Source organism: Halorientalis regularis (genome assembly GCF_023698535.1).
GTDB classification, from domain to species: domain Archaea; phylum Halobacteriota; class Halobacteria; order Halobacteriales; family Haloarculaceae; genus Halorientalis; species Halorientalis regularis.
Genome location: NZ_JALJCL010000008.1, coordinates 86,586 through 108,922, shown reverse-complemented (window position 1 = coordinate 108,922; position 22,337 = coordinate 86,586). Strand labels below are relative to the sequence as shown.

The window sequence follows — 22,337 nt, the reverse complement described above, 5'->3', positions numbered from 1 at the left end:
CGACTCCGTCGAAGTGGCTCCCGGCGGACGATGGGCACCATTCATATCCGTCGCTGCCGAACGACTGGAGCGTGACCGACGATCCAGACGACGGGACCGGACCGGCGACCGGTTCGGGGACCGATTCGGGCGAGGGGCGCGCCGCCGACGACGGTTCGGCACGGCCCGAACGACACGCGGCGACGACCGTCCACGCCACGCGGGGGCCGAAGAACTCGCTCCAGCACTGGCTGGAGGCCCGCAGTTTCGTCCGGGTCTGTCTCAACTACGCCGTGATCGTCCTCGCGCGGATCGCGCCGAGTCTGCGGCTCAAAAGCTGGCTGTTGCGCCGCATCGGCGTCACCGTCGGCGAGGGGGTCTCCTGGGGCCTCGAAGCGACACCGGACGTGTTCTGGCCGGAACTGATCACCGTCGAGGACCACGCCATCGTCGGCTACGACGCGACCCTGTTGTGTCACGAGTTCCTCCAGGAGGAGTACCGTACCGGCGAGGTCGTCGTCGGCGAGCGGGCGATGATCGGCGCGGGAGCCATCGTGCTGCCGGGCGTCGAGATCGGTGCCGGCGCGCAGGTCGCGGCGAACTCGCTGGTGACCGAAGACGTGCCGCCCGAGACGACGGTGGCGGGCGTACCGGCCGAAGAGATTTAATCCCGAATCCGGACGATCCCTTCGCGCAGAATCTGCTGATTCGGGATGATGTACTCGGTGCCGTCGTTCTCGACGTGGGTGACGAACAGGTCCACTTCCTGGACGATGCCCGTCCGGTCGCCGACGCGGATCTCGTCGCCGATGCTGTACGGTTCGTTCAGGAGGAGGTACACGCCGGCCGCGCCGGCAGAGAGGAGGTCCCGGAAGGCCAGCCCGCCGAGGAAGATGGCACCGAAGACGTAGGCGGCGAGCAGGATGAGCAGGGCCTGTGTGGAGACGTTGAGCTGGTTCAACGCGATCAGCCCGGCGATGTAGAAGATGCTGTACTTGACCAGTGTGGGGATCAGGCCGGCTTCGGGGAGCTTGACACCCCGGAGGTGTTCGCTGACGAGCAGGGCCGCCTTGTCACCGACGACCAGGCCCGCGATGACGGCGAGGACGGCGATGAACACCTGCGGGAGGAAGGCGGCGAAGAAGGGCAGGACGGCCGCCATCGCCACCACCCCCGCCACGTCGAGCGCGGCGATGGTCGTCCCCAGGTACACCGAGAAGGCGACGAGTTGCGAGAGCAGGCCGACCGTCGAGGTACCCAGTCCACGCGCGCTGCGCTCGAAGGCAGTTCCCTCGACTACCCCTGGCAGGCCGATGGCCCGCAGGGCTCGCCCGACGAACTGGCCCAGGAGGTACCCCGAGACCAGTCCGACGATGAAGATCGCGCTGGCGGCGAGAAAGGGTGAACTCGTCAGGTACCGCAGGACCCCCTCGTGCAGTGACATCAGTACTCCTCCGGATCGAGTTCGAGGATCAGTTCACCGCTTTTGAACGCTCGCACGAGGCCGTCGCTCTCGCTCAGGACGATTGCGACGGCGTTGCTGTCCCGGGTGATCGCCCCGGCCGCCATGTGGCGGGCACCCAGTCCCTTGGGGATGTCGACGCCTTCGGCGGAGGGCTCGAGATAGCGATACGCGGAGACGATCTTCCCGGAGTCGGAGATGACGAACGCGCCGTCCAGCCGGGAGAACTCCTTGAGCATCACGTTCACGATGGGATCACCGACGTGGACGTGGGACTTCTCGAAGGGGTTGTACGAGAGCGGTCGGGACTTGTTCATCACTTTGCCGGCGTCGCCGACGACGAACAGCGCGCCGACGGGTTTGCCCTTCTGGCCTTTCTTGCCGAGTTCGACGGCGACCTCCAGCACGTCACGGATGACGGAGGGTTCGGCCCGGGAGTTGACGAACAGGCCGTAGACGCCCGACGGCGAGAAGTTGTTGGCCTTGACCCGCATCACCGTGTCGATATCCTCGTCGAAGGTCTTGACGGCACAGGCGATCTCGTCCCCGTCGTCGACCAGCTCTTGATCCATCGCGCCCTCGACGCCGAACCGGACGCGACTGGTCACGTCGTTGAACTCCAGCGGGAGCTCGACGAACTCCTCGGCCCCGACCGAGTTCTCCGGTGCGACGACCACGACCAGCGCGTCGTCTACGTTCTCGAACGACTCGTAGAACGAACTGCTCGGAGAAAACAGGAAGACGGCGTCCACGTCGGACACGAGACCCGCAAGTAGCTCACGCAAGTCGCTCATTGCTGTATCGACCCGTCTTACCCGATTAAGTTTTGTGGCCTCGTCGCGCGTGCGTCCTGCGTCCGTCAGACTCGCCGGAGATTCGGCCACCCGACGGGGCCCCCAGTGTTCGGAGACAGCGCTTATACCCCCGGCCTCCGTGGACCGTGGCATGTCAGACCTGCCCGAGGATTCAGGCCCCGCGACACAGCTGTACCGACACCGCACCGAAACTGTCTCCGAAGAACGCGGGTCGGGTCCGGCCGTCGTGTTCGCCCACGGTACCCTGATGGACTGGACGATGTTCGAACCGCAACTCGACGCGCTCTCGGACGACTACCGAACTATCGCCTACAACCTCCGGGCCCGCACCGACCGCTTCCAGGGTCCCTACGACCTGGACGACCTGGCCGAGGACTGTCGCGTCCTCATGGACGCCAAAGGCGTCGACTCCTGTGTCCTCGCGGGGATGTCGATGGGCGGATTCATGGCCCTGCGCTTCGCGCTGGAGTACCCCGACATGCTCGACGGCATCGTCCTGATCGACAGCATGGCGACGCCCCACGACGAGGCCGAACGGGAGCAGTACGGCGACATGGTCGAGACGGCCAAAGCAGAGGGTGACGTGCCCGACCCCATGGCCGAGGCCGTCTCGCACATGCTGTTCGGCCAGACCTCCATCGAGGAACGCACCGAGCTGGTCGAACACTGGAAGGACCGCTGGCTGACCTACCCTGGCGAGGCCGTCCACGACGAGGTGAAATCCTGGCTCCACCGCCCCGGCGTCGAGGACCGACTCGACGAGATCGACGTGCCGGTCCTGATCACCCACGGCGCGGAGGACGTGTCCATCGAACCCGAACGCGCCGAGCCGATGGTCGACCAGCTCCCGGACGCCCGGATGGAGTTGATCCCCGAGGCCGGCCACTCCTCGAACACCGAGAACCCCGAGGCCGCGAACGCCGCGATCCGCGAGTTCCTCGACGACGTGTACTGACGGGGACGCTCAGATCGCGGTCCAGCCGCCGTCGACGACGAACGTCGACCCCGTGCAGTACGACGACGCCTCCGAGGCGAGATAGAGCGCGATCCCTTTGAGTTCCGACGGTTCGGCGAACCGACCGAGCGGCGTCCGCCCCTCGATCTCGTCGTGGAGGTCCTCGACGGCCGGGGACTCGGCGGCCGTCTCGGTCAGGAGTCCGTGGCCGATGCTGGTCCGGACGTACCCCGGACAGACGGCGTTGACCCGGACATCCGGGGCGAGTTCGGCGGCCAGTTGCTTCGTGAGTTGTTTCGCTCCGCCCTTCGAGGCCACGTAGGGACCGATGCCGATGGCGGGTTCGGCGACGAAACTGAGCATCGACGCGGTGACGACGATGCGGCCGTGGCCCTGTTCCTCCATGACCGACCCCGCCTCCCTGGTCGTCAGGAAGACGCCATCGTGGTTCACGCCGTTGATCTCCCGCCAGTCCGAGAGCGAGACGTTCGTGATCTTGTTGCCCAGGCCGGAGATGCCAGCGTTGGCGAAGCACACGTCCAGACCGCCGAGTTCGTCGACGGTTCGCTCGACCATCCGCTCGGCGTCGGCCTCCTCGGTCACGTCGGCCTCGATGGGGAGAATCTCCGCGTCCGTCTCGGCCCGGAGGCGGTCGGCGGTATCGGCCAGCCCAGACGCGTCGATGTCGGCGATGGCCACGTCGGCACCGCCTTCGGCCATCGCCTCGGCGTAGGCCTCGCCGATCCCGCTCGCGCCACCCGTGACGAGCGCCACGTCGCCGTCCACCCGGAACTGATCGAGTACCGTCATCGCTGTCCCTCCGCCTGTCCGCCACGAATACGATAGCTCACGAGTAGCCGTCGCGAATCGGCCCCGCTTAAGCGTACGGATCAGACAGTCAGAGGCGATCCAGAAACCGGTCGAACGCGCCGCTCTCGGCGTGGACGTGGGCGTAGGTGCCCAGCGTCCGGTACTCCGTCAGGCCGTCGCGCCCGCCGTCGATGCCATCGCCCCGTTCCATCTCGAAGGCGAAACGGGCGTCCCGCCCGACCGACGCCTCGCTGTAGTGGAATTCGTGCCCTCGAAGGCATTCACTGGAATCGGCCGTGAGCGTCCGGTCCGTGGCCCGCATCTCGACGTGATCCAGCGCCTGGTATCGGTCGCGCATCTCGATTTCGGCGGGGAGGACGCCCGCCATCGCGCCCGTCTCACCGTCGGCCGTCGTCAGCGACTCCGCGAGGGCCATCAGGCCGCCACACTCCCCGAGGATCGGCAGACCCTCGCTGGCGCGCTCGCCGATGGTCGCGAGCGCCGGCCCGTCGGCCAGCGCGTCGACGTGGAGTTCGGGATACCCGCCGGGGAGGTAGACGCCGTCGCAGTCGGGCAGGTCGTCGCCAGCGGTGGGCGCGAAGGTCACTACCTCCGCCCGGTCGCGCAGTCGTTCGAGCGTCGCCGGGTAGAAGAAACAGAAGGCGGCGTCGTCGGCGACGGCGATTCGGGCGTCGGTTCTGTCGGCGGGAGCGCCACCTTCGGATTCGGGTTCGGGCGGTTCCCGCGCCACGTCGAGCAATGCGTCGACGCGCAGGTGTTCGGCGGCGGCCGCGAGCGCGTCGTCGTCGACGGGCGACTCCTCGCCCATCTCCAGACCGAGGTGGCGGTCCGGAATCTCCAGGTCGGGCGTCGGCGGAATCCGGCCGAAGTACGTGAGTTCGTCGGGGAGCGCGTCGCGGATGCCGTCGGCGTGGCGACCGCCGTGGGCCTGCTGGGCGATCACGCCGGCCACGTCGATGTCGCGGTTCGCGCGGGCGGCGTACTCCCGGAAGCCGAGCGCGGTGGCGGCGACGCTCTCCATGCCGGCCGTGGCGTCGACGACGAGGACGACGGGCAGGTCGAGGGCGTCGGCGACCATCGCGGTGCTGGAGCCGTCGCCGTCGTAGAGTCCCATCACGCCCTCGACGACACAGAGGTCGCCCTCGCCGCGGTGGTAGTTGCGGCGGAGGCCGTCGGTCCCTTCGAGCCACGTGTCGAGCGTGCGGGAGGGGCGGTCCGCGACGACGGCGTGGTGGCTCGGGTCGATGAAGTCCGGGCCGGCCTTGGCGGGCTGGACGGCGTGGCCGGCGTTCGCTGCGGCCCGGAGGAGCGCCAGCGTCGCGACGGTCTTGCCGACGCCCGAACTCGTGCCGCCGAGGACGAGCCCTCTCATGTCTCTGGCTCGGCGGGTTCTCGCCCGTCGAGCAGGCGGTCGTAGACGGTGACGATCCGGTCGCGAACGTCGGCCATCGGGACGCCGGCGGCGTCGGCCAGTGCGAGCGCGCCGCCCATGCCGACGCCCTCCTTGGCCTCGCCGGCGACGTAGGCGTCCATCGCCGGATGATCCCGGGCCGCGAAGCCGGGATCGGTGACGGTCAGGTCGACGTCGAGTTCCCGGGCCACGGGCCGCAGGTCGACGCTCTCGTCGCTGGCGACGAACGAGGTGGTCGCGAGTTTGAGGGTCGTCTCGACGCCGGCGTGACGGGCCAGGGCCGCGGCGGTCAGCAGTTGCGTTCCGCCAGCCAGCGTCACTGCGGTGTCACTCTCGACAAGTCCGACGAGCAGGCCGGTGATCGTCGCCAGGACGGGGTCGCCCATCCGGCGGAGCGCGACGGCGGGGTCGCCTGCCGCGTCCCCGGGGTCGAGCGAACTCGCCTCGAGGCCGTCGCGAACGACCCCCCGCTTGAGATCCAGGGGATTCTGCGGGAGCGACGACGAGACTACGGGCGTCTCACCGAGCGCGCGGAGGACGCCCAGCGCCGTCGTCGTTCCGCCGGGAATGGTCTCGGCCAGGTACACCTCGTCGTCCGGGACCGCACGACCGAACTTCCGGGCCGCCGCGAGGACGCCCGGCGCGGTCGATACCGGGTCCTGCTCTCGAACGTCGTCGCCGGGACGCGCCCCGACGGTCACGGTCGGCGCGCCCGTCGGTTCCGCGAGTCCACCGTCGACGACGGTCACGTCCAGCCCGACCAGTTCCCTGATCGCGCGAGTGACGACCGCCGGGGTCGGACAGCCGGTCGGACTCACCGGGACGACCGGCGCGCGGATCGGTTCGCCGTACGTGAGAATCTCCGCGTCCGCACTCGGCGTGTGGACCAGCAGGTCCGAATCCGCGCCGGCCGCGCTGATTCCATCGATCTCGGCCGTTCGCGTCGTGCCCGCGACGAGCATCAGCCGCACGGCCGACGCACCCATAGTTCCATGCCAGTGTAGTTATCCCAAGTCAGGTTTAATACGTTCGGTCGGTGTATCGGGGTGTCAGGATCGACGTCGGGCCGCCGTCAGCAGACTTTTTGGCGGGCCCATCCTGGCGCGAGTATGAAGAAGAGTCTCGAAGAACACGCCGCTCGCTTCGACGAGAAAGCCGAGGCGTACGACGAGGACGAGACCCCGGAGTACCGGGCCTGTGCCGGTCTCGTCGTCGAAGTCGCCGCGGCCGAAGCCGACGACACCGTGCTGGACCTGGGGACCGGGACCGGCGCAATCGCCCTCCGGATCGCCCCCGACGCGGAACGGGTCATCGGTCGTGACATCAGTGACGGCATGCTCGACCAGGCCCGCGAGAAGGCCACGGAGCGCGGGAACGAGAACGTCTCCTTCGGCACGGGTCGGTTCCGCGAACCGAACGTCGACGAACCGGTCGACGTGGTGACGACGAACTTCGCGATGCACCACCTCAGCGACGCCGAGAAGCGCGAGGCTATCGAGGTGATCGCGGAACTGGATCCCGACCGGTTCGTCCTCGGCGACGTGATGTTCTTCGGCGAACCGGATCCCGACGAACCGTTCTACAGCCCCGAGGTCGACGATCCGGCGACGGTCGGCACGCTGGCCGACGCCCTGACGGACGCCGGGTTCGCGCTGACGCGCGTCGAGCGAGTCCACGAACAGGTCGGCGTGCTGGTCGCGGAACGGGTCCCGGCCGAACGCGCCGTCGTGCCGCAGGACCGATGAAACACCTCCCCAAGCACCTCCGGCCGCGCTGGCGGTACCTGGCGGTCGCCATCGAGGGCTGGCCCGACGCGGACTTCGACCGCGGGGACTTCCAGCGCCACCTCTGGTACGCCGCACAGAACCTGCTGGGGGACGCAGCGAGTGCGGACGTGGACCTGACGGTGGTCCGCTTTTCGTTCGCGGACGGCGACGGCTGGGCGGCCGTCCGAACGCGCCGGGACGAGGTCGACCGGGCACGGGCCGCGGTCGCGGCGGTCGAGTCGGTCGACGGCCAGCCCGTGGGGCTACGAGTGGCGGGTGTGAGCGGGACCGTCCGTGCCTGTGAAGAAAAGTATATACGAAGCGCACCGGAAATCACCACAGAGAGAACGGTCGGCTTCGAGGACGCCGAGCGGACGGCGGTGGTGCGGGACGGCCGCGCCGACGTCCGGCTCGACTCGGCGTTCGCGGGCGCGACCACACTCGATTTGTAACCATGCAGGGACAATCACAACAGCAGGCCTACGACCGGGGAATCACCATCTTCTCCCCGGACGGCCGCCTCTATCAGGTCGAGTACGCACGCGAAGCCGTCAAGCGCGGGACCGCGTCCATCGGCATCCGCGCCGACGACGGCGTCGTCCTCGCGGTGGACAAGCGTATCCGGTCGCCGCTGATGGAACGGTCGAGCGTCGAGAAACTACACAAGGCCGACGATCACATCGGGATCGCCAGTGCCGGCCACGTCGCCGACGCCCGCCAGCTGATCGACTTCGCGCGCCGCAACGCCCAGATCAATCAGTTGCGCTTCGGCGAGCCCATCGGGGTCGAGACGCTGACCAAAGATGTCACCGATCACATCCAGCAGTACACCCAGATCGGCGGCGCACGCCCGTTCGGCGTCGCGCTCATCATCGGCGGGATCGACGCCGACGGCGAGCCGCGCCTGTTCGAGACCGATCCCTCGGGGACGCCCTACGAGTGGAAGGCCCTGGCCGTGGGTGCCGACCGCGGTGACGTTCGGGACTACCTCGAAGAGAACTACGACGAAGGGATCGACCTGGACGAAGCGGTCGGGCTGGCGCTGAAAGCCCTCGGGTCGGTCAACGACGACGCGCTCCGGCCCGAGGCCGTCGGGCTGGCGACCGTCGGCGTCGACGACCGGGAGTTCAGCCAGCTCACCGACGACGAGATCGAGGACTCCCTCGTCGATCTGGACCTGCTGGCCGACGAGAACGCGGTCGACGGCGACGAGACGACCGACGACGCCACCGAGGAGTAGTGCCGTCACGGACCGTCGGCGGTCCGGCCGATCACGATTTCTCCCCGCGGGATGTCGAAAACTCCGGTCGGGAGCCGGGAAACACCTTTTAACCGGGCCACACAACCCCCAGGTATGATTTCGCTCGACGAGGCGGTGACAGCCCGACTGGAGTCCCACGGGGAGCGCTTCGAGGTGTTGATCGATCCGGACGCGGCGCTCGCTATCAAGCGCGGCGAGTTCGACGGCGATCTGGAAGACGTCATCGCCGCGGAAGACGTGTTCGAGGACGCCTCCCGCGGCGACCGGCCGCCGGAAGACGCTCTCGAAGAGGTGTTCGGCACCACCGACACCCTGGAGATCATTCCGCAGGTGGTCGAAGACGGGGAGATCCAGATCACGGCCGAACAGCGCAAGGAAATGCAGGAACAGAAGCACAAACAGCTCGTCCAGCACATCACGCGCAACGCGGTCAACCCGCAGATGGACGACGCCCCCCATCCGCCCGAACGCATCGAGAACGCCCTCGAAGAGGCAGGGTTCAAAGTCGACCCCATGGAGCCCGTCGAGAACCAGGTCGACGAGGCGCTGGACCTCCTGCGCCCGGTGATCCCGATCCGGTTCGACGAGATGACCGTCGCCGTGCAGGTCCCCCCGGACTACGCCGGCTCGGCACAGGCACAGATCCGCCAGTTCGGCGACCTCGAACGCGAGGAGTGGCAGTCCGACGGCTCCTGGGTCGGCGTCATCACATTCCCCGCCGGCATGCAAAACGAGTTCTACGACGTGGTCAACGAACACACGAGCGGGGAAGCCGAGACCCGGATCATCTCCGACGAGGACGACATCCCGACACGCTGACGGACCGCTGACAGCATCTCTGACTTATCAGTTCCGACGAAACGTCGCAGTATCCGGAAACGCTCGGGAACTTGTTGTTAGTTTAGAAAACCTTCTACGTGAGTGTCTCGACGCTGGGCCTGCATCATGTCAGCAGACAATAGGGCGGGCGGGACTGCCACGTGGGTGTACGTGGCGGTCGCGGTCGCCGCCGTCCTGATCGGTCTGTTCCTGGCACCCCAGGCGATGCGCCTCACGCAGGGGGCCGGCCAGGACACACCGGATTCGGTCGCAGTGGTCCCGGTCGAGGGGCCAATCACGAGTTCCACGGCGGATCAGATCAGCGCGAACCTGCGCGAAGTCCGCCGGAACGACTCGATCAAGGCCGTCGTCCTCGACGTGAATAGCCCCGGTGGCACAGTCCCCGCGAGCGAGGCACTCTACCTCGCGGTGAACAGAACGACAGCGGCCGGCATTCCCGTGGTCGCGAGCGTCAACGGCCAGGGTGCTTCGGGCGCGTACTGGGCGATGACGCCCGCCAGCCGCATCTACGTGACGCCCGGTTCCATCGTCGGGAGCGTGGGCGTCATCGGCACCCAGCCCGCCGGTGGCGCGGCCGGGAGTCGGATCATCACCGGCCCGGACAAAGGCGCTGGGGGGACCCAGGCCGAGTTCCGTGATCGCGTCGAGCTGCTCCGGCGGCAGTTCGTCACCACCGTCATGAACGAACGCGGCGACCGCCTCGAACTGAGCCGCGAGGAACTCTCCTACGCGAAGGTCTACGCCGGTGCAGTCGCCGAACGGAACGGCGTCGCCGACGAGATCGGTGGCATCGACGCGGCGATCCAGCGGGCCGCCGAGAACGCCGACCTCGAAAACTACGCCGTCACCCGGATGGACGCGCCGGAACAGCCTGGTCTCGGGCTCATCCTGGGCAGTCAGGAGGCCGGACGCAACGACTCCGGGACCCGGACGGTCGTCGTCGAGCAGTCGCCGTTCGACTACGAGGGGGTCGAGACGCCACGCTATCTCGCCCTCTACGGGATGCCCGAGCAGGGGGAGGTGAGGACCGATGGCTAACCTTCCCAGACTCGTCGGTGTCTTCGCTCTCGTCCTGGCACTCGTGCTGGTCGTCGCAGCAGCTATCCCGCTGCTCGCGTCGCCCGGCGGGGACGCGAACCCGAGACCGCAGAACCCGGCCTCGTTCCAGCCCGCGAACATCGTGCCACAGGATCTCGGGCAGAACGGGTCGGTCAGTATCGACGCCGGCAGTGACGAGAAGGTGGTCCTGATCGACCGGGCACACGACAACGACTTCGAGCGCGAAGAGATCGAACCGATGGTCGACGCGCTGGTCGCGCAGGGCTACGAGGTCCGATTCCACGGCGGTGGCGGGCCGGGCGGCGCACCGCGCTCGGCCGGCCCCGGGTCGAGCAGCCCGCTCAACTCGTCGCTCCGCGACGCGGACGCGTTCGTCGTGATCTCGCCGGACCGTCCGTTCACGGACGCGGCCCAGCGTGGCATCGCGGACTTCGCCGAGCGCGGCGGTCGCGTCGCACTGCTCGGCGAGCCCACGTCGCCGAGTCCAGCTATCACCAGCATCTTCGGTCCCGCGCCGCGGTCGACCGCAACGAGCCAGATGACGCCGCTATCCTCCCGGTTCGGCATGAGTCTGTCGACGGGGTACCTGTACAACATGTACGAGAACGGGAACAACTTCCAGAACGTCTACGCCACGGCGTCCGGTGACGGCCCGCTCACCGCGGGCGTGGACAGAGTGCTGTTCGACCGGGCGACGGAGGTCGCCGTCGGTGGCGACGCCTCAGTGGCAGTGTCGGCTACCGACCGCACCGCACTGTCGACTACCCGCCAGCAGGGCAGGTATCCGGTCGCTGCGGTCAACGACAACGTCGTCCTCATCGGCGACACGTCGTTCCTGACGCCCGCGAACTACCAGTACGCGGACAACGAGGTACTGATCGGTAACCTCGCCGAGTTCCTCGTGTCCGGTGAGAAAGAGCCGAAACCGAAGCCGACGACGGAGCGTCCGGGCGTTCCGCCCAGACCGGGGCAGCCGCGTCCGCCGTCGGGCGGAGCGCTGCCGACGAACGGGTCGACGCCGCCGACGCCGGTAGCGCCCTGAAAATCCGCGTTATCCTTTTTTGAAGCCGACCATGAAGCCGCCGGCGAAGCCCGCAGTCACGGGCAGTGCCGCGAGCAGGCTCACGATCCAGCCGGGAGCCTCGGCCGCCTGATCCGCGCCGTCGCTTGCCGCGCCGGTGATCGCCCCCCAGTTGACCTCGAGGACGCCCTTGGTTTCGAGGAACTTGAACAGCGCCAGTTCGAGCCCGACGATGATTGCGATGATCTTGGCGATTTTTTTGGCGGCGAAGCCGATGACGCCACCGATGACCGCGCCGCCCCCGATCTCGAGGCCGATCTGCTGGGGGTCCAGCCCGGCGACCTGAAGCAACGTTGGGTCTACCATGTCACATCAGCCATCTAAGTACGCCGATATAAGGCTTTTGTGCCCGTCTCCGACCCGCTGACGCCCGTCAGACGCGATTACCGGGAGACGGCCTCTCCTGCGGCGACAGGATGTCTTCGGGGTGGTGGCCCTGTGTTTAAATAGCATCGCGCCGTACGTTCGGACGAGTGACGGCGACACAGACAGAGCGAGCGGTCATCGCCAAGCGCGTGGACTCCGGAACGCCCGACACCAGCGAGATCCGCGAGTTGGCCCGCGCGGCCGGGTACGAGGTCGTCGGTGAGGTGACCCAGACCCGGACGGAAGACCCCGCGATGCACGTCGGGGAAGGGAAAGCCGAGACCATCGCGACGACGGCCGTCCGGGAGGACGCCACAGTCGTCATCTTCGACAACCAGCTCGGTCCCTACCAGACGTACAACCTCGGGAACGAACTCCCCGAGGAGACACGGGCCATCGATCGATTTCGACTTATCCTCGAAATCTTCGGTCAGCGGGCACAGACCCGGAAGGCACAGCTCCAGGTCGAACTCGCGGAGTTGCGCTACGAACTGCCCCGCGCCGAGGCCAAGGCCAGCCTCGCCAAACGCGAGGAACGGCCCGGGTTCATGGGGCTCGGTGAGTACGACGAGAGCCGGGAACGGGACATCAAGGCCCGCATCTCCCGCATCCGGGACGAACTCGAGGACATCGAGCAGACCGAGCAACACCGGCGCGAACAGCGCCGCGAGTCCGGCTTCGACCTCGTCGCGATGGCGGGGTACACCAACGCCGGCAAGTCGACCCTGTTGCGCCGCCTGGCCGAGGACCTCGACATCGACGAGAACGAGGAGTTACATCCCGACCTCGACACGACCGCCGAGAGCGAGGACCGCCTGTTCACGACGCTCGGCACCACCACTCGGAAGGCCGAGATGGACCGCCGAGACGTGCTGGTGACCGACACTGTCGGGTTCATTACCGACCTCCCTCACTGGCTGGTCGAGTCGTTCAAGTCGACGCTCGATGCTGTCTACCGCGCGGATCTGGTGTTGCTCGTCGTGGACGTGAGCGAACCCGTCGAGGAGATCCGGGAGAAACTCGTCACCTGCCACGACACCCTCTCGGAACGCAACCAGGCACCAATCGTCACGATCCTGAACAAGATCGACCGCGTGGACGACGCGGAACTCGAACGCAAGCGGGAGGCGCTGTCGGCGCTGGCTCCGAATCCGGTGGCGATCAGCGCCAAAGAGGGCGCGAACGTCGACGCGCTCAGGGATCGCATCGACCACGAACTCCCGCCGTTCGAGCGCGAACGCCTCGTCATGCCGATGACCGACGAGACCATGAGCGTCGTCTCGTGGATCCACGATCACGCCCACGTCGACACCGTCGACTACGGCGATCAGGTCGTCATCGAGTTCGAGGCCCGGCCGAAGATCGTCGAGCAGTCACGGGCCAAGGCGGGCGACCTCGTGGCCGCCGAGTCCGCCTAGACCAGTGTGTAGGCGAAGTAGCCGCCGCCCACCAGCAGCAGGACGCCCACGCCGCGGACGACCCACTGCCAGGTCTCGGGCGCGCCGGTCTCGCCGTACTTCCCGTGTCGGTCGCCCGTCCAGCCGGCGGTGTACATCCGGACGACGGCCTGGGGAAAGGCCAGGAAGCCGAGTCCGAGGGCGACGCCGAGCACTGCCGCGAGCAACTCGCGTGTGGCCATCAGTAACTGCGGAGGCGTTCGATGCGTTTCTCGGTGTCGGGGTGGGTCGAGAGCAGGCTCATCCCACCGCCGAAGATACAGAGCGCGCTGACCTCCTTGGCCTCGGCGGTCGGTTCACTGCGCTGTGCGCCCGCGGAGATTTTCTCGAGGGCCCGCGCGAGGGGGTCGCCACGACCCAGCGTCTCGGCGGCGGTGCGGTCGGCGACGTACTCGCGGTGCCGGGAGATGGCGAACACGAACACCATGACGAGCAACTGGGCGATGTTGCTCACGATGATGCCAAGGAAGATGTCGACGAGTTCGTTGTCGCCGGTCAGGATCACCGCGAAGTAGGCGGCGAAGCCGATGATCGAGGCGACCCCCTGTCCGAGTTGCATGATGATCGAGTCGCGGTTCTTGAGGTGGGCCAGTTCGTGGGCGACGACCCCTTCCACCTCGTCTTGTTCGAGCAACTGGAGGAGCTCACGCGAGACCGCGACGGTCCCGTTTCCGCGCCGACCCAGCGCGAAGGCGTTGGGGACGCCCATCTCGACCAGGTAGAGTTCCGGCTTTTCGATGCCCATGTGATCGCTGGTGCGTTCGACGAACCGGTGGAGGTCCCGGTACTGGTCTTCCGGGAGTTCCTGTCCCTTGAGCGACCGGAGCGTGAACCACTTGCTAATCTTGTACTGAGCGGCCACGAACAGGACGCTCAGCCCGATCAGTAACGGGATCGGTACCTGAAACATCAGGTAGAAGAACGATATCGCGATGGTGTAGAAGGCGAACAGGATCGAGCCGACGATCGCCATTCGCACTTTGAGTCCGAGGTTGCGCATTGCTATGCTGATTGTTGGTCGTTCGCGAACTTATGTTTCGTGGTCGGCACACAACCAAAAAGTACTCGAAGGTCGGTAACTGGGTCGAGCGGTCGGATCACTGGCCGGTCGACGCTATAGCTCGCGCTTTCGCTTCTCTACCACTCGCACGTCCCTGATCGCCGTGTCGGGATACTGTCCATCTGCGTCCTTCTCGGCGGCCTTCACCATGTCCCAGACGACGTTCAGGCCCGTCGTCACGCCCTCTAAGGCCTCCATCTCACAGCCCGTCTTCCCCGTGGTCTCGACAGCGACGGTCGCGACCACCCGGTCCTCGCGCACGTCGAACTCGCAGTCGACGTTCGTGATCGGGATCTGGTGACACATCGGGATCGTCTCCCAGGTGTGCTTGACCGCCTGGATCGCGCCGATCCGGGCCGTCGCCAGTACGTCGCCTTTCTCGACCTGATCGTTCCTGATCGCCTCGATGGTCGAGGGCTGGAGTCCGATCTCCCCGCGAGCGACCGCCCGACGCGCCGTGTCTGGCTTGCCGCCCACGTCGACCATCTGCACGTCGCCCTCGTCGTCGGTGTGGGTCAGCTCCTCGCTGCCCTCGACGGCGGTCGCGCCGACCTCGTCGAGTGGGTCTTCGGGGCTCCCGTCGGTGTCCGCGCCGTCTTCGGGGCCGTCACTCATCGGTCTCACCCCACAGCGCCGTCGGAAGTGCGTCCACGAGGTCGGGAGCGACGAGGCCGTGGCCGAACTCCTCGACAGCGAGGTCGCCCGCACGTCCGTTGGCGTAGGCGGCGATGGCACCGGCGTGGATCGGCTTCTGGGTGGCCAACAGCGCGCCCGATGCGCCTGCCAGCACGTCGCCCGTCCCGCCGACAGTCATCCCCGGATTGCCCGTCCGGTTGACGCGGGTCCGCCCGCCGTCGCTGATCACGTCGTAGGCACCCTTGACGAGGAGTGTCTGGTCGAGGTCGGCGGCGAAGTCAGCGACCAGTTCCGCGCGCGTCTCCCAGTCGTCGTCCGTCTCGCCGCCCATCGTCCGGAGTTCACCCTGGTGGGGCGTACAGAGCAGGGTGGCGTCGGTGTCGGCGTCGGGGACGACCTGCAGGGCGTCGGCGTCGATCACGGCCCGGCCGTCGAACTCGGCGAGGAACTCCCGCACCGCTTCCAGTGTGCCTGTCGCGTTGCCGAGTCCGGGGCCGATCACCACCACGTCGTTTTCGACGGCCCGGTCCAGCAACTGGTCGACGTGGCCCGGTTCGAGCAGGTCGCCGGTGAACGGCCGGACGATGATGCCCTCGGAGAAACTCTGGACCTCGCGGGCGACCGAGGAGGGACAGGCCACCCGAACCAGGTCGGCTCCGGCCCGGAACGCGGCCTGTGCGGTGAGGGCCGGCGCGCCGGTGTATGGGCCGCCGCCGATCACCAGCACTTCGCCGTGGTCACCCTTGTGGCTCTGTGGGTCCCGGGAGAGGCGAAGCAGGTCGCCGCGTTCGACGAACCGTTCGGCCGCGTCGGGGATGCCGATGTCCGCCACGGTCACGTCGGCGTCCAGCTCGACGAGCCCGGGCTTCTGGTCGTGGAACGTGACGACGTGGTCGGCGTCGACGGCCGCGCCAGCGACCTCGCCGGTGTCGGCGTCGATGCCCGAGGGCACGTCGACGGCGACGACGGTGGCGTCGGTCTCGGCGATGCGCTCGGCCGCGGTCGCCTCGGGTTCGCGGAGCGCGCCCGTGACGCCGGTGCCGAGCATCGCGTCGATCACTACGTCCGGGTCGCCCAGGTCGAGGCCGGTCGAGTCACGGACCTCGCGGGCGTCGACTTCGGCCCGCTGGAGTGCGTCCCAGTTCTCTCGGGCGATGTCGGTCGTGATGGTCTCGGCGCGACCCAGCAGGTTGACGGTCACGTCGTAGGCGTTCAGGAAGCGCGCGGTGACGAACGCGTCGCCGCCGTTGTTCCCGCGGCCGGCGACGATTGCGACCGCGCTCCCGGACTCGGCCACGTCGCGGACGACCCGCGCGACCGCGTTGCCGCTGGACTCCATCAGCTGTTTTCGGGGCACGCCCAACGCTTCGGCGTTCTCGTCGAGGACGGCCTGGTCCTGGACGCCCATCATCACCACTTCACCTCGAACCCGCCCAGCCCTTCGGGTTCTTCGTACTCGACTTCCACGCTGTCGACCCGTGCCCGGGGACTCCCGTCGTGACACCACTCGACCAGCGTCTCTACGTCCTCTTCGGGGCCCTCGAAGACGGCTTCGACGCGGCCGTCGTCCAGGTTGCGGACCCAGCCGTCGAGGCCCTGCTCGCGGGCGGTGTCCCGCGTGTTCGCGCGGTAGTAGACCCCCTGCACTTTCCCGGTGACGTGGACGTGTGCGCGGACGCGTTCGCTCATAGCCCACCCTTCTCTCGCCGCCGAGGAAAACCTTGGTCACTCGCCGCCGTTCCGGAGGTAGTGGAACACGTACGTCTGGGCGTAGCCGGCGTACTCGTCACCGAACGCTTCGCGGATCGCCCGCGAGGTTTCGGCGTAGGACCCACGGTCGCAGTCGGGGTAGTAGTCCTCGATGGTCGTCCTGATCCACGTGTCCAGCGGGACTGCCTCCAGAAAGTCGAGAGAGAACAGCAGGACGCAGTCGGCGACTTTCTCGCCGACGCCGACGAACTGTGTGAGGTACTCGCGGGCCGCCTCGTAAGGGAGGTCCCCCGCCTCGTCGGGGTGGGCCACCCCGTCGGCGACCATCTCCGCACTGCGCTGAACGTAGGGCGCGCGGTAACCCAGGCCTACTTCGCGGAGCTGACCCTCCGTCGCGTCGGCCAGGGCTTCGGGCGTGGGATAGGCGTGGTACGTCTCACCGTCGAACACGACGGGATCGCCGAACTCTCGCCGGAGCGACATCTGCATGTCGTGGATGCGGCGCACTCGCATCTGGGCCGAACAGATGAACGAGATCAGCGCGCCGAAGGGTGGGTCCCGGACCAGTCGCATTCCGCGGTAGGTCTCGAAGGCTTCGCGGAGCAGTCGATCGTCCGGTGTGGCGGTGCGGATGGCGTCGAGGTCGTCGTCGAGTCGGAGCAGGTGTCGGAGGTGGGGCTCGGCGTCGACGTGTGATTCCCACTCCAGCCCGCCGTCGACCTGTCGGACGCGCACGACGGCGGGATCGCTCCGGCCCTCGGGGCGGACCGTCGTCCAGTACCAGGCGTCGCCGCCGTGTGCCCGGTCGTCCTCGTAGGTGGTGCCGTCCTCGCGGCCCCACAGGTACGACTGGCCGCTCTCGACAGTCGACTGGAGATCGACGCCACCGGCGAGGGTCGTCGCGTCGATTCGGCCCCGTTGCATCGTCGGTCGAAACGGATCGGAGCGGCTTGGGGGTTTCGAGATCGAACCTACCGACAGGGCGGCGGTGGCAAGCGTGAGAAGAGACTGAATACCGCGTGAACGGACACCAATCTTCTTACGGTTGGACAGCTAACAGCAAACTATGAACTGCAGAGTTGTCGTAGAGGCCGCAGTTCCGGTCTACGACGTCGAAACACCGGACGAGGCGGTCCGGATCGCCATCTCGAAAACCGGTGAGATGCTCAACCCCGATCTCAATTACGTCGAGATCAACATGGGACAGCGGTCGTGTCCCCACTGCGGCGAGGAGCAAGAGCCCGCCTTCATCGCCGCCGACGAGAGTCTGGTCGCACTCGAACTGGAGATGACAGTTTTCAATGTCGAGCGCGAGGAACACGCCGCCCGGATCGCTCGCAAGGAGATCGGACAGCGCCTGGAGAACATTCCGCTGGACGTTCTCGAGATCGAACCGATCGACGAGGAGGCCGACGAGGACGAAACCGAGGAGACCGAGGCAGAGACGGAGACCGAGACCGAAACCACGGTGGACGAGATCACGTCGGACACGGACATCGGCGAGCGCGAGGGGGAAGACAGCGAAGTGTTGCCGGAGTTCGAGGAGCTCATCGACGAATAGCGCCGTTTTCGCCGGAGAGTACGACATCGGAGCCACATCCGTAGCCACGACTGTCGGGACGGGGCCGCCGCTCCGGAGTCGTGGATATCGCGAGAACGGAGAGAGACGGCTCAGTCGGCAGCGGCTGGAACCTGTTCGGACTTGTCGTCGCCCATCTCCGAGGTGATGCCCCCGGCCAGCGCGAAGACGGCGTCTTTGTGGTCGTCTTTGGACATGTGGATCGAGGTCGGTCGAACGTTGACACGCTCGTACTCGTCGTGTTCGACCTCGTTACCTGTCTTCTCTTCGTAGTGGTTCTGCACCTGTGCAAGCAGGCCGTGAAGATGGATGAGCTCCTGCTTTTTCATAGTCACCCATGCGTTACAACTGAAGGGTTATAGTACTACTCTGAGGCCCGTTAACACACGGCCCTGCCGTAGCGCCGTCCATACATGGGTTTTCAAGTCATTCACAATCGGTCAGGAACCGGTGACGAGTTGTTTACTACCCGACAATCGGTGTATTTTCGGGGTTGGTGGCTGGCGCGCGCTCTGTTGAAAGGTTTTTGGCTCGCGCACGGCATAACCCGATATGGACTACGAGGACCAACTCGACCGGGCGATGGAACAGACTCCCGACATCGAGGGCAGCAGCGACCGGTTCGACGTGCCAGAGCCGGAGGTCCGCCAGGAAGGGAACACGACCGTCTACGAGAACTTCCAGGACACAACATCGCGGCTCGGACGCGAGGACGATCACGTCGTGAAGTTCCTGCAAAACGAACTCGGGACGAGCGGGCACATCGACGAGAGCGGGCGCGCGCGCCTGACGGGCGAGTTTAGGCAGAGTCGCATCCAGGACGCACTCGACGAGTACGTCGACGAGTTCGTCCTCTGTTCGGAGTGTGGACTGCCCGACACGAAACTCGAACGCGAACGCGGGGCGCTGGTACTGCGGTGTGAGGCGTGCGGTGCGATCTCCTCGACGAGCGGCTAACTCAGCGTCTTCAGTGTCTCCAGATCGTGTTCAGTGCGAGTGAACTCCGCGAGCCGCCGGCTCGCGTGACAGTTGGGGCAGTGAAAGGTCCGTTTGTGCGAGGGGAGGTCGTTCGGCGAGGACTCCCACCCTTTCTTGCACTCCGGACAGAGCAACCGGACGTAGGTCTCGGTCATGTGTGCCCTGTTGACACGCGGCAGGGTCAAAAAGGTTGCCGCTGGCTCGCCTGCCGTGACGGTCCAGGAGCGAGACGGGCTTTCAGGCCGCCGTCAGGTCGTGTTCCGCTTCCAGGAGTTCCTTGTATCGGTTGCGGATGGTGACCTCGGAGATGCTCGCGACTTCCGAGACTTCCGACTGGGTGACCTTCTCGTTGGTGAGCAGCGAGGCGGCGTAGACGGCGGCCGCGGCGAGGCCGACGGGGGACTTGCCCGAGAGCAGGCCCGTCTCGCGGGCGCTGTCGAGCAGTTCGCGGGCGCGGCGCTCGGTCTCGTCCGAGAGGTCCAGGTCCGACGCGAAGCGGGGGACGTAGCTCTCGGGGTCGGCGGGCTGGATTTCGAGGTTCAACTCGCGGACGATGTAGCGGTACGTCCGGGTCATCTCCATCTCGCCGACGCGGGAGACCGTGATCATCTCGTCGATGCTCCGGGGCGTGTTCGCCTGTCGGGCCGCGGCGTACAGCGAGGCCGTCGCGACGCCCTCGATGGAGCGGCCCGGCAGGAGGTCCTCGTCCAGCGCGCGGCGGTAGATGACCGACGCCGTTTCGCGGACGTTCTTCGGGAGGCCCAGTGCGGAGGCCATGCGGTCGATCTCACCGAGGGCCTGCTTGAGGTTGCGCTCCTTGGAGTCACGGGTGCGGAACCGTTCGTTCCAAGTGCGGAGCCGCTGCATCTTCTCCCGCTGGCTCGAGGACAGGGAGTTTCCGTAGGCGTCCTTGTCCTGCCAGCCGATGTTGGTCGAGAGCCCCTTGTCGTGCATCATGTTCGTGGTCGGGGCACCGACGCGGGACTTCTCGTCGCGCTCGCTGGCGTCGAACGCGCGCCACTCCGGCCCGCGGTCGATCTCGTCTTCCTCGACGACCAGGCCACAGTCGCCACAGACCGTCTCGCCGTGTTCCGTGTCGGTCACGAGGTTCCCGCCACACTCCGGGCAGGTCGTGGCCGATTCCGTCTCGCTCGTCTCCTCCGCGATCTCCTGCTCTGTACGTTCGTTCGATATCGTCCGGGTTGTGGTGTCGCTCATGGGGGTGTATCTTGGGTTGCCGGCGGCGAAAGCGATAAGAAATTACCGGCGACTTCCTAACCGTTAGTAAGTGTGAAAAACATATAAATGTTTCGCTAATTCGAGGGTCCCGCGGGGTCAGTGTGGGACTCGTTATCGTGGTGCAGTCGGGTGATTTACTCCGGCTTACCGTCGCAGTCCGGTACGACCGACGAGTTCGCCGGGGGCAAGCCAGCGGGGACCGGGGTGAGAGCCTGAGTGCGTTACTGGGTATCCTGTGCGACGACGAGCTGGAGGGCTTCGTCGGTCGGCTCGTCGTCGGGCGACAGGTACCCGGCGGCGAAGACGGTGTAGCCGGTCCCGCCGTTCAGCGAGATGTCCTGATCGAGCACGATCTGGCCGTCGTTGTTCTCGTTTGCCGCCCGGACCTGGATCGTGTAGTCGTTGGCTTCGACGGTCGTCGAGCTGGTCTCGCCGTAGGCCACGTCGTCGAAGATGGCGGCCCCGGTCGCGTTCACCGTCACGTCGACCGCGGGCGCGTCCGGGGCGGCGTGGACCAGCCGGACCCGGGACATGTTCTCGCCGGGACTCTCCCGGTTGTCTTCGAGGACCAGCGGCGAGAACGCTTTCCCGTCCTCGGCCAACTCGCCGGCCGCCGCGATGGTGTAGTCGGCGGCGGCGAGTTCGAGATCCTGCTCGAAGACGGACGTGCTCATGTCGCCCGCGGCGGTGATCTCGACGGTGTGGGTCCCGGGCGCGAGTTCGAGGTAGCCGCTCACGTCGGTGAACGCCACGTCTTCGAGGACGGCCGACCCGTCCACGTACACGTCGACGTTGGGCGCGTCCGGCGAGAGGTGTGCCACCCGGACGTGCGCGTTACCGTCCATCTCACCGTCCGTGTCGCCCTCGGTCATCTCGTCGTCCATCCCATCCGTCGTCTCGGTTTCAGTCATCGCGTCAGTCTCCGTGGGCGTCGCCCCGGAGTCGCCACCCTGGCTACACCCCGCCAGGCCGACCGCGACTGTTCCACCCAGTGCTGCGAGTACGCGTCGCCGTGTTCTGTCTGCCATCGTCAGAGGAGAGCGGAGACTCATAAAAGTGGATTTGCCGGAAACGGACCGCACTCTCACCCAATTTCGTGCAGAAACCGTCGGGAATCGGACGACGGTGGCCGATACGGACAGTCAGTCGAACGCCGACCAGGTGAGAACGAGCAGGGCACCGAGTTCCAGGACCTGGACGAACATCATCGCGCGGCCGGCGATGGGGGCGGCGCTGTTCAGCAGGGTCGCGACCTGCGGGTCGAGGACGTAGTAGTAAAACGCGAGGACGTTCTCAGCGAGCAGGAGGACGGCGAACAGCGAGAGTGCCAGTGCGTGCTTCGAGCGGAACTGCCGATAGTTCCGGCCCCAGATGCCGAGCAAGGCCACGAGCAGGACGACGTTCACCGCTGTCGCAGCGCCCGCCGCCGTCAACCAGACTCCCATCTGTCCCTCCGTTCGTCGTGTCCGCGAATATAGTCTTTCCCAAATTCGGCCATACTAATCGACCTCCGCGATGATCTCTTCGATGGTGTCCCAGTGGTGTCGTGTCCGGTCGGTCAGGAGATAAACCGCGCCGTAGTCGTCTCCGCTCTTCTCGACGACCCCGTTATCAGTCAACACGTCGAGGTGATGGCGAACCGTCTTGTAGTCCAGATCGAGCTCCTCGGCCAACTGATTGGCGTTCCGCGGACGCGCCTCTATCGTCTGGAGGATGCGTGCCCGGTTCGCACCGCCACGCGTCCCAGTCAGCACGTACCATAGGACACCCTCCATTCCCACGGAGAAAGCACCCCCACGCCAGTTAATAATACCGACACGCGCCGAACCTTCGCGAAAGAGTGGACTTGTGG

General features: G+C 66.7%; 29 protein-coding genes. 11 read left to right on the top strand and 18 right to left on the bottom strand.

Translation table 11 applies throughout. The features are described 5' to 3' along the window. Positions 1–71 precede the first annotated feature (71 nt). Positions 72–647 (top strand): acyltransferase, encoded by a 576-nt coding sequence (locus MU521_RS11950; RefSeq protein WP_092692980.1) that lies wholly within the window; start codon positions 72–74, stop codon positions 645–647. Here the strand turns inward: MU521_RS11950 and MU521_RS11945 are convergent. Together MU521_RS11945 and dacZ are read right to left on the bottom strand one after the other, a co-directional pair. Further along, the gene (locus MU521_RS11945) at positions 644–1,423 is read right to left on the bottom strand and encodes a mechanosensitive ion channel domain-containing protein (protein ID WP_092692983.1); all 780 of its coding nucleotides are present in this window, start codon (positions 1,421–1,423) and stop codon (positions 644–646) included. The two genes, MU521_RS11950 and MU521_RS11945, sit on opposite strands and share 4 nt — an antisense overlap. Continuing rightward, positions 1,423–2,235 carry a diadenylate cyclase DacZ gene (gene dacZ / locus MU521_RS11940; protein WP_092692986.1) on the bottom strand — a complete coding sequence of 271 codons (813 nt, stop codon included), beginning with the start codon at positions 2,233–2,235 and terminating at the stop codon, positions 1,423–1,425. The genes MU521_RS11945 and dacZ overlap by 1 nt, the downstream gene beginning before the upstream one ends. Positions 2,236–2,386: 151 nt before the next feature. Between dacZ and MU521_RS11935 the strand changes: the two genes are divergently transcribed. Next, complete coding sequence (locus MU521_RS11935) at positions 2,387–3,211, top strand: alpha/beta fold hydrolase (protein WP_175452878.1); 825 nt, start codon at positions 2,387–2,389, stop codon at positions 3,209–3,211. A gap of 9 nt (positions 3,212–3,220) precedes the next feature. On the opposite strand, the gene MU521_RS11930 is transcribed toward MU521_RS11935, so the two are convergent. The 3 genes from MU521_RS11930 to MU521_RS11920 all read right to left on the bottom strand — a co-directional run bounded on the left by MU521_RS11930 (position 3,221) and on the right by MU521_RS11920 (position 6,439). Further along, positions 3,221–4,021 (bottom strand): SDR family NAD(P)-dependent oxidoreductase, encoded by an 801-nt coding sequence (locus MU521_RS11930; protein ID WP_092692989.1) that lies wholly within the window; start codon positions 4,019–4,021, stop codon positions 3,221–3,223. Positions 4,022–4,109: 88 nt separating this feature from the next. Beyond that, complete coding sequence (locus MU521_RS11925; protein WP_092692991.1) at positions 4,110–5,414, bottom strand: cobyrinic acid a,c-diamide synthase; 1,305 nt, start codon at positions 5,412–5,414, stop codon at positions 4,110–4,112. Further along, positions 5,411–6,439: a nicotinate-nucleotide--dimethylbenzimidazole phosphoribosyltransferase gene (locus tag MU521_RS11920; RefSeq protein WP_092692994.1), complete on the bottom strand. Its 1,029-nt coding sequence runs from the start codon at positions 6,437–6,439 to the stop codon at positions 5,411–5,413. The genes MU521_RS11925 and MU521_RS11920 overlap by 4 nt, the downstream gene beginning before the upstream one ends. Positions 6,440–6,562: 123 nt before the next feature. Here MU521_RS11920 and MU521_RS11915 point away from each other — a divergent pair, with 123 nt between their 5' ends. The 6 genes from MU521_RS11915 (at position 6,563) to MU521_RS11890 (ending at position 11,421) form a co-directional block, all read left to right on the top strand. After that, positions 6,563–7,198 (top strand): class I SAM-dependent methyltransferase, encoded by a 636-nt coding sequence (locus MU521_RS11915; RefSeq protein WP_092692999.1) that lies wholly within the window; start codon positions 6,563–6,565, stop codon positions 7,196–7,198. Beyond that, positions 7,195–7,671: an Rpp14/Pop5 family protein gene (locus tag MU521_RS11910; RefSeq protein WP_092693001.1), complete on the top strand. Its 477-nt coding sequence runs from the start codon at positions 7,195–7,197 to the stop codon at positions 7,669–7,671. Before MU521_RS11915 ends, MU521_RS11910 begins: the two co-directional genes overlap by 4 nt. 2 nt (positions 7,672–7,673) lie before the next feature. Continuing rightward, a complete protein-coding gene (gene psmA, locus MU521_RS11905; protein ID WP_092693003.1) occupies positions 7,674–8,459 on the top strand; it encodes an archaeal proteasome endopeptidase complex subunit alpha in 786 nt (261 codons plus the stop codon). A gap of 114 nt (positions 8,460–8,573) precedes the next feature. Then, positions 8,574–9,299 (top strand): ribosome assembly factor SBDS, encoded by a 726-nt coding sequence (locus MU521_RS11900; RefSeq protein WP_092693006.1) that lies wholly within the window; start codon positions 8,574–8,576, stop codon positions 9,297–9,299. A 126-nt stretch (positions 9,300–9,425) separates the two neighbouring features. Then, on the top strand, positions 9,426–10,358 hold the full coding sequence (locus MU521_RS11895) for a S49 family peptidase (protein WP_092693008.1): 933 nt from the start codon (positions 9,426–9,428) through the stop codon (positions 10,356–10,358). After that, positions 10,351–11,421, top strand: coding sequence for a DUF4350 domain-containing protein (locus MU521_RS11890; protein ID WP_092693010.1), 1,071 nt, complete (start codon positions 10,351–10,353; stop codon positions 11,419–11,421). Before MU521_RS11895 ends, MU521_RS11890 begins: the two co-directional genes overlap by 8 nt. 9 nt (positions 11,422–11,430) lie before the next feature. Here MU521_RS11890 and MU521_RS11885 read toward each other — a convergent pair whose 3' ends face one another. Then, positions 11,431–11,766, bottom strand: a complete 336-nt coding sequence (locus MU521_RS11885) for an FUN14 domain-containing protein (RefSeq protein WP_092693012.1) — start codon at positions 11,764–11,766, stop codon at positions 11,431–11,433. 167 nt (positions 11,767–11,933) lie between these two features. Here MU521_RS11885 and hflX point away from each other — a divergent pair, with 167 nt between their 5' ends. Further along, positions 11,934–13,244, top strand: coding sequence for a GTPase HflX (gene hflX, locus MU521_RS11880; RefSeq protein WP_092693015.1), 1,311 nt, complete (start codon positions 11,934–11,936; stop codon positions 13,242–13,244). Here hflX and MU521_RS11875 read toward each other — a convergent pair. From MU521_RS11875 to MU521_RS11850, 6 genes are all read right to left on the bottom strand, one after another. Continuing rightward, complete coding sequence (locus MU521_RS11875) at positions 13,241–13,465, bottom strand: hypothetical protein (RefSeq protein WP_217630160.1); 225 nt, start codon at positions 13,463–13,465, stop codon at positions 13,241–13,243. The genes hflX and MU521_RS11875 overlap by 4 nt on opposite strands. Further along, positions 13,465–14,283, bottom strand: coding sequence for a M48 family metallopeptidase (locus MU521_RS11870; RefSeq protein WP_092693021.1), 819 nt, complete (start codon positions 14,281–14,283; stop codon positions 13,465–13,467). Before MU521_RS11870 ends, MU521_RS11875 begins: the two co-directional genes overlap by 1 nt. 114 nt (positions 14,284–14,397) lie before the next feature. After that, a complete protein-coding gene (gene moaC / locus MU521_RS11865) occupies positions 14,398–14,958 on the bottom strand; it encodes a cyclic pyranopterin monophosphate synthase MoaC (RefSeq protein ID WP_092693025.1) in 561 nt (186 codons plus the stop codon). Continuing rightward, positions 14,951–16,387: an NAD(P)H-hydrate dehydratase gene (locus MU521_RS11860; RefSeq protein WP_092693171.1), complete on the bottom strand. Its 1,437-nt coding sequence runs from the start codon at positions 16,385–16,387 to the stop codon at positions 14,951–14,953. The genes moaC and MU521_RS11860 overlap by 8 nt, the downstream gene beginning before the upstream one ends. Positions 16,388–16,389: 2 nt before the next feature. Then, a complete protein-coding gene (locus MU521_RS11855) occupies positions 16,390–16,668 on the bottom strand; it encodes an acylphosphatase (protein WP_092693027.1) in 279 nt (92 codons plus the stop codon). 36 nt (positions 16,669–16,704) lie between these two features. Then, positions 16,705–17,613, bottom strand: a complete 909-nt coding sequence (locus tag MU521_RS11850) for a DNA-3-methyladenine glycosylase family protein (protein WP_092693029.1) — start codon at positions 17,611–17,613, stop codon at positions 16,705–16,707. Positions 17,614–17,755: 142 nt separating this feature from the next. On the opposite strand from MU521_RS11850, the gene MU521_RS11845 reads away from it, so the two are divergent. Beyond that, entirely contained in the window at positions 17,756–18,250 is a 495-nt protein-coding gene (locus MU521_RS11845; RefSeq protein WP_092693032.1) for a DUF555 domain-containing protein, read from the top strand. Between the two features lie 110 nt (positions 18,251–18,360). Here the strand turns inward: MU521_RS11845 and MU521_RS11840 are convergent, their stop codons facing one another. Next, entirely contained in the window at positions 18,361–18,597 is a 237-nt protein-coding gene (locus MU521_RS11840) for a UPF0058 family protein (RefSeq protein WP_092693034.1), read from the bottom strand. Positions 18,598–18,820: 223 nt separating this feature from the next. Here MU521_RS11840 and MU521_RS11835 point away from each other — a divergent pair, with 223 nt between their 5' ends. Then, entirely contained in the window at positions 18,821–19,225 is a 405-nt protein-coding gene (locus MU521_RS11835; RefSeq protein ID WP_092693037.1) for a translation initiation factor IF-2 subunit beta, read from the top strand. Here the strand turns inward: MU521_RS11835 and MU521_RS11830 are convergent. The 5 genes from MU521_RS11830 to MU521_RS11810 all read right to left on the bottom strand — a co-directional run bounded on the left by MU521_RS11830 (position 19,222) and on the right by MU521_RS11810 (position 22,260). Then, a complete protein-coding gene (locus MU521_RS11830; RefSeq protein ID WP_092693039.1) occupies positions 19,222–19,401 on the bottom strand; it encodes a DUF7836 family putative zinc-binding protein in 180 nt (59 codons plus the stop codon). The two genes, MU521_RS11835 and MU521_RS11830, sit on opposite strands and share 4 nt — an antisense overlap. A gap of 82 nt (positions 19,402–19,483) precedes the next feature. Further along, on the bottom strand, positions 19,484–20,464 hold the full coding sequence (locus tag MU521_RS11825) for a transcription initiation factor IIB (RefSeq protein WP_092693042.1): 981 nt from the start codon (positions 20,462–20,464) through the stop codon (positions 19,484–19,486). Positions 20,465–20,706: 242 nt separating this feature from the next. Continuing rightward, complete coding sequence (locus MU521_RS11820; RefSeq protein ID WP_217630162.1) at positions 20,707–21,513, bottom strand: DUF4397 domain-containing protein; 807 nt, start codon at positions 21,511–21,513, stop codon at positions 20,707–20,709. 114 nt (positions 21,514–21,627) lie between these two features. Beyond that, positions 21,628–21,930: a DUF8036 family membrane protein gene (locus MU521_RS11815; RefSeq protein WP_092693044.1), complete on the bottom strand. Its 303-nt coding sequence runs from the start codon at positions 21,928–21,930 to the stop codon at positions 21,628–21,630. Positions 21,931–21,984: 54 nt separating this feature from the next. Continuing rightward, positions 21,985–22,260, bottom strand: coding sequence for an ArsR/SmtB family transcription factor (locus MU521_RS11810; protein WP_092693047.1), 276 nt, complete (start codon positions 22,258–22,260; stop codon positions 21,985–21,987). Between the last annotated feature and the right edge of the window lie 77 nt (positions 22,261–22,337).